The following is a 5,952-nucleotide window of genomic DNA, read 5'->3' as shown; positions in this document are numbered from 1 at the left end:
CACCGCCACCGCGCCGCGCCGGCCCGCGCGGACCTCCGCGGCGAGGTCGCGCGCCGCGGCCCGCATCGCGGGCAGCGTCTGCCGGTGGGCCTCGTCCATGTCGTGGGTGAGGCGGGTGAGTTGCCGTTCATTGATGGGGAGTTCCCAGCCGCTGTCGGTCGTCGTCACTGCACGGCACCTTCGCTGATCGGAGAAGCGCTGTCGGTCTTGTAGAAGGCGTCGGGGAACCCGACGCTGCCGGCCGCGGCGGGCAGCTTGGCCGGGTCGACCGGAATGGTGACCAGGTCGGCGGCGTTGCCGGCCAGCAGGGCCTGCACCGCGAGCAGCACCGCCCGGTGCTGGGCCTCGACCGGGGCGACCGAGGCGAAGAGCTTGCGCAGGTCGGCGCTGCTGACCTGGCTGACGTTCTTCGTGTAGGTCTGCGCGGCGACGTCCTCCAGGGTGATGGCGAGCTTCACCACGTCGGCCGGGGTCTTGATGGTCGGCAGCGCCTGGTCGACGATCGCCTTGTACTTCGGGTCGGGGTTGTTCTGTGCCTGGCCACCGGCCTGCGTGGCGGCGGAGTTGAACGCCTGCGCGTGGGCCTGGTGCTGACCGGTGGTCTTGGCGATGAAGGCCGCCACCGTCGGGTTGCCGTCCTTGATGAAGGGCAGCGCGGCGGCGGTCCGGTAGACGCTCACCGCCAGGTTCTCGATCGACGCGGCGGTCTGCAGCGCCATGACGTCGTTCGCGGCCGACATCGCCGAGGGGGAGGCCGAGTCGGCCAGCGCCCGTCCACCGCCCAGCAGGACCGCCATCCCGGCCATCCCCGCCAGCGGTCCGCCGCGCTGCCACCAGCGACGGCGCTGCGGCTCGACCGCCTGGCCGAAGTCGACCAGCGCGCTGCGCGTGATCTTCACGGCGTCGCTGTTCAAGTCCTCTGACTGCTCGCTGAGTTCGTCGAGCAGCCGGGTGTCGATGTGCTCTGTGGCCATCATGTCCCGTCTCGGTGTCATGAGCCCGCCCCTGGTGCCGGCCCGTCTGACGTCCATTCGGCCCGGCCCCCGGGACGGATTGGCCCAGCGGCGGAGCAACCCCGAGGTTCACTCGTTGCGGTGAAACGGCGCCCTCGGCGCCACCACCACCCGGCGGGCCCAGCGCGGCCGGGCGGCCACCGCGCCGGTGCGCAGACACCGCACGAACCTGCGCCGGATGGGCCCGCGCCGGGCCCGCCGATGCCCTCCGCCGGGCCGCAGCCGCCCGTCCTCCGGTTCGAGTGGTGCGACGGCCGGCTCCGGTGGAGCCGACCGGGTGGTGGCGATCGTCCGTGCGGGTGACCCGGCCCGTCCGTGCCCGCGCGTGGCGCGAAGTCCCGGTGGAGGGCGGCCATCGTCCTTCGAGGGACCGGCCCGAGGACGGCAGGCCCTACCAGGATCCGGGCGCCGAGGCGCCCCCACCGGAAGCGAGAACGATGAACCCTGTGCTCGGTCGCGCCCGATCGAAGTCCCCCGTCCGCACCGCCGCCACGCTCGGCGTGATGAGCCTGGCGCTGGCCACCAGCGCGCTGGCGGGTCCGGGGGCGGGCGTCGGTTCGGCGTCCAGCCACCGCGAGGCACCGCTGATCGCGGCGGACCCGCAGGTCGACAACACCGACGTCTACGCGTTCACCAGCCCGGACCGGGCGGACACGGTGACGCTGGTGGCGAACTGGCTGCCGTTCCAGGAGCCCAACGGCGGCCCGAACTTCTACCCGTGGGCGGACGGGGCGCACTACGACATCAACATCGACAGCCAGGGCACCGGCCACCCGGACCTGACCTACCGGTGGACCTTCCACACCGAGGACCAGCGGGGCACCAACACCTTCCTCTACAACAACGGGGTGGTGAACAACCTGACCGACCCCACGCTGCTCTTCCACCAGTACTACACGCTGCAGGAGCTGCGGCACGGCTGTCCGCCGCGGACCCTGGTCGAGCACGGCACCGCCGCGCCCTCCGACACCGGCAAGGCGTCGATGCCCAACTACGCGCAGCTGCGCAACCAGGCCACCGTGCAACTGCCGGGCGGCGGACAGACGGTGGCGACCCAGGCGGCGGACCCGTTCTTCCTGGACCTGCGGGTCTTCGACCTCCTGTACGGCGCGAACCTCAAGGAGACCGGCCAGAACACGCTGGCCGGCTACAACGTCAACAGCCTCTCCATCCAGGTCCCCAAGAGCGAGTTGGCCTTCAAGGGCGACGTGGGCCGCAACCCGGTGGTGGGGGTGTGGAGCAGCACGGAGAAGCAGACCCTCAAGCTGAGCCCGGGCAAGGCCACCGCGGAGGGCAGGTTCGTGCAGGTCTCGCGGCTGGGCAACCCGCTGGTGAACGAGGTGGTGGTGCCGGCGGGGCTCAAGGACGCGTTCAACGCGCTGCCGCCCTCCGAGGACCACAACCAGCCCGCGCTGGTCGCCAAGGTGCTGGACCCGGAGGTGCCCAAGCTGGTGCAGGCGATCTACGGCCTGCCGGCGCCCGCCACCCCGCGCAAGGACCTCCAGGAGATCTTCCTGACCGGGATCGCCAAGGCCGCCGACGGCCCGTTCGCGGTGGACCTCAACTCGCAGCTGATGAACCAGGACATCGACGTGCGCCAGTTCGTCGCGGCGGAGGAGCTGCGGCTGAACATGTCCACCCCGGTGACCGCCAAGCCGGACCGGCTCGGGGTGCTGAACGGGGACTTCCAGGGCTTCCCGAACGGGCGCCGGCCCGGGGACGACGTGGTCGACATCGCGCTGCAGGTGATGGAGGGCGCCACCCCGGGGCACCTGATCCCGGCGCTGGCCGCCGGTGACGGGGTCAACGGGCCGGACGTGCCCTTCGGCGCGGCCTTCCCCTACGTTGCCCTCCCGTACGCCAAGGCGGTCAACCAGCCGCACTGACCGGCCTCCTGAGGCACCAGCAGCCACACCAGCAACCGCACCACCGACCGCACCAGTAACCGCACCAGCACGGTGCGCCCCGGCTGCCGGCCCCCGACGGGGAGCCGGCGGGCGGGGCGCGCACACCGCCCGGCACGACCGAAGGACCCGGCATGCGCCGTCTGCCCCTGCTGCTCACCACCGCCGCGCTCTGCGGCGGCCTCGTCGCGTTCGGCGGCCTGGACCGCGCCGGCCACCGGGCGGCGGCGCCACCGGCCACCACGGTCCGGCCCGGGGGCGCGCCGGCACCCGGCGGCGGCACCCTGGCCCAGGCCATCTCCGCCGACCAGCAGCGGCTGCGCGAGATCCCCACCGACGCCGCCGGCTGGGCCCGCCTCGGCGCCGAGTACGTCGAACAGGCCCGGATCACCGCCGACGCCTCGTACTACCCGAAGGCCGACGACGCGCTGCACCGCTCGCTGGGCCTGCAACCGGACGCCGACACCGAGGCGTTGACCGGCCTGGGCGCGCTCGACAACGCCCGGCACCGGTTCGCCGACGCCCGCGACGCCGCGCAACGGGCGCTGGCCCAGGCGCCGTTGCACTGGCAGGCCTATGCCGTGCTGGCCGACGCCCGCACCCAGCTCGGTGACGACGCCGGCGCCACCGAGGCCGTCCAGCAACTCCTGGACCACCACCCCGGCACCGCCTCCTTCACCCGCGCCGCCTACGACCTCGAACAGCACGGCCACCCCGACCAGGCCCGCGCGGCCCTCCAGCAGGCCCTCGACGGTGCCTACGACCCCGGCGACCGGGCGTTCTGCCACCACCAGATCGCCGAACTCGAACGCAACGCCGGCCACCCGGACCAGGCCCTGGCCGACTACCGCCAGGCGCTCACCGACGACCCCGGCTACTCGCCCGCGCTCGCCGGCAAGGCCCGGGTGGAGGCCGCCCTGGGCGACACCGCCGCCGCGCTCGCCGACTACACCGGTGTCGTCGCCCGGGTCCCGCAGCCCCAGTACCTCCTCGAACTCGGCGAGCTGCAGGAGTCGCTGGGCCACCTCGACCAGGCCCGCGAGCAGTACCGCCTGCTCGCGGCGGAGCAGCAACTCGCGGCGGCGAACGGGGTCGTGGACGACCTGACGATCGGCCAGTACCAGGCCGACCACGGCGACGCCGGGCAGGCGGTCACCGTGCTGCGCGCCGAGTGGCAGCGCCGGCAGAACGTCCTGGTCGCCGACGCCCTCGGCTGGGCCCTGCACCGCCGGGGCGACGACGACCAGGCCCTGCCGCTGGCCGAACAGGCCGGGCGACTCGGTTGGCACAACGCCCTGTTCAGCTACCACCGCGGCGAGATCGAACGGTCGTTGGGCCGCACCGCGGACGCCCGCGACCACCTCGCCGAGGCACTGCGCACGGACCCGTACTTCTCCCCGCTGCTGGCCCCGGCCGCCCGCACCGCCCTGGCCGCCCTCGGCGGCACGCCGTGAGCGGGAACCGTCCGGGCGGCGTCAGGCGTCGATCGGACGCAGCACCGCGTAGTACGCGAACGGCGGACCGTACAGCCGGGCGACCCGCAGCCCGGCTCCCTCGGCCAGGCTGATCAGCGAAGACGGCCGGATCTGATGCCGGTCGAAGAACTCGCCGACCACCAGCCGCCCGAACGGCTTCAGCGTCCGGCGCAGCTCGGCCAGCGTACGCGCCGGATCCGGGATCTCGCCCAGCGCCGTCACCAGGTAAGCCGCATCGAACGAGCCGTCCGCAAAAGGAAGTTCATGTGCGTCGGCGCAGTTCGGCACGATGTTGTCGACGCCCTGCTCCTTGGCCCGGCGGCCCACGTGGTCGAGCATCTCCTGCTGGATGTCCACGATGTCCAGCTGACCGTTCGGGCCCAGCCGCGGTGCGACGTGCAGCGACTGCAGGCCGGTTCCGGGGCCTATCTCCAGGATCCTCTCGCCCTCCCGGGCCTGGAGCACGTGGTCCAGACGCTTCAGAGTCAGGAACGGCAGCGGCAGGTCGAGTAGCCAGCGCTGAGAGTACGGGTACGGCGCGGAGTCGGTGAACCACCAGGTGGCGACGGCGGCGGCAGCGCCCGCGCCGATCAATGCCCGCGAATGCCTCATAATTCCTCCTCAAAGGTCCGACTGGGCCATCGAAGCGCATCTCCGATGGTCCATCAGTTGTGTTGGTGTGCCATCTGCTTGAGGCGGCGCCGACTCTGTCGGCAGTCGACCCGAGCGGGCCGAACGAACCGCCCGTGGGCCGCCGTTGCGGCAGGCGGGGATTTCCCGAAACGGACCGGACCGCAGGTGCCGATCACGTCACGAGCCCCTCCGTTCAGCGGTCCCGCCGAGGGAAGGTCCGGGTCGCGAGAACCGCGCAGGCCACCGCCAGCGGCAACTCGACGAAGACCGCCAGCAGCACCGCCAGCTTGAAGTCCGAACCCGGGGCCGCCGTCATGGTGTCGAACCAGGCGTCGACCAGCAGCAGGGTCGAGGTCGCGGCGGAGGTCAGGCAGGCCCGGCAGTCGCCGCGCCTGAGGAGCAGTCCGGTGGAGAGCAGGCCGAGCGCCTCGAAGCTGTCCAGACCCGTCCATGTCCAGGCCCAGTGCGAGGCCTGGGCGGTGGCCGGCAGTCCGGTGTGCAGGAAGACCAGCCAGGGAATCATCGCCAGCCCGAGCACGGTGAGGACCGTGGCCGCCCGGCGAGGCAGCAGGGGGAACGTCGAAGCGGCCGCGGCCTTCGGAAGGGCCCGCGGGACGCCGGAGCCCGAACCGGCGTGCACGCGGACCCGACGGAGCGAATGAACGCTGGTCAGCTGAGTGCTCGCCATGACACCTGACTCCCCTCGCGCCCGCCCCTCGGGCACAACATCAGCATGTCGTTCGCGCGCGCCCGAGGCAGTAGCGCTCCTATCCGACTTGATGGTGGTGCTAGCTACACCTTCCGCAGCCGGCGGCCCGGCGAGGAGATCCGGCCTGCCTGCGCCAGAGCCAGTCCCCTTGGTGACACTGCCCAGTACTGCAACGGTGCTTACTGTGACGAGGCTTCAGTTCTTGGGTTGTGGCCTCG

5 protein-coding genes are annotated in these 5,952 nt (G+C 72.4%); 2 read left to right on the top strand and 3 right to left on the bottom strand.

All coding sequences use genetic code 11. From position 1 onward, the window contains the following. Positions 1-164 precede the first annotated feature (164 nt). Entirely contained in the window at positions 165-977 is an 813-nt protein-coding gene (locus ABD323_RS38990; RefSeq protein ID WP_344446846.1) for a ferritin-like domain-containing protein, read from the bottom strand. A gap of 473 nt (positions 978-1,450) precedes the next feature. On the opposite strand from ABD323_RS38990, the gene ABD323_RS38985 reads away from it, so the two are divergent. After that, positions 1,451-2,899, top strand: coding sequence for a DUF4331 domain-containing protein (locus ABD323_RS38985; protein ID WP_344446845.1), 1,449 nt, complete (start codon positions 1,451-1,453; stop codon positions 2,897-2,899). A 152-nt stretch (positions 2,900-3,051) separates the two neighbouring features. Continuing rightward, positions 3,052-4,371, top strand: a complete 1,320-nt coding sequence (locus tag ABD323_RS38980) for a tetratricopeptide repeat protein (RefSeq protein ID WP_344446844.1) — start codon at positions 3,052-3,054, stop codon at positions 4,369-4,371. Positions 4,372-4,392: 21 nt separating this feature from the next. Here the strand turns inward: ABD323_RS38980 and ABD323_RS38975 are convergent, their stop codons facing one another. After that, positions 4,393-5,004 (bottom strand): class I SAM-dependent methyltransferase, encoded by a 612-nt coding sequence (locus ABD323_RS38975; RefSeq protein ID WP_344446843.1) that lies wholly within the window; start codon positions 5,002-5,004, stop codon positions 4,393-4,395. 214 nt (positions 5,005-5,218) lie between these two features. Then, positions 5,219-5,713, bottom strand: a complete 495-nt coding sequence (locus tag ABD323_RS38970) for a hypothetical protein (protein ID WP_344446842.1) — start codon at positions 5,711-5,713, stop codon at positions 5,219-5,221. Positions 5,714-5,952: the final 239 nt, after the last annotated feature.

Source organism: Kitasatospora nipponensis, from assembly GCF_039528135.1.
Lineage (GTDB): Bacteria > Actinomycetota > Actinomycetes > Streptomycetales > Streptomycetaceae > Kitasatospora > Kitasatospora nipponensis.
The sequence above is the reverse complement of the archived record's forward strand: the minus strand, read 5'-3'. Positions and strand labels throughout refer to the sequence as shown.

Excerpts from the sequence above, each read along its gene's own strand:
- ABD323_RS38990 (WP_344446846.1), bottom strand. The coding sequence starts at position 977 with ATGATGGCCACAGAGCACATCGACACCCGGCTGCTCGACGAACTCAGC.
- ABD323_RS38985 (WP_344446845.1), top strand. The coding sequence starts at position 1,451 with ATGAACCCTGTGCTCGGTCGCGCCCGATCGAAGTCCCCCGTCCGCACC.
- ABD323_RS38980 (WP_344446844.1), top strand. The coding sequence starts at position 3,052 with ATGCGCCGTCTGCCCCTGCTGCTCACCACCGCCGCGCTCTGCGGCGGC.
- ABD323_RS38975 (WP_344446843.1), bottom strand. The coding sequence starts at position 5,004 with ATGAGGCATTCGCGGGCATTGATCGGCGCGGGCGCTGCCGCCGCCGTC.
- ABD323_RS38970 (WP_344446842.1), bottom strand. The coding sequence starts at position 5,713 with ATGGCGAGCACTCAGCTGACCAGCGTTCATTCGCTCCGTCGGGTCCGC.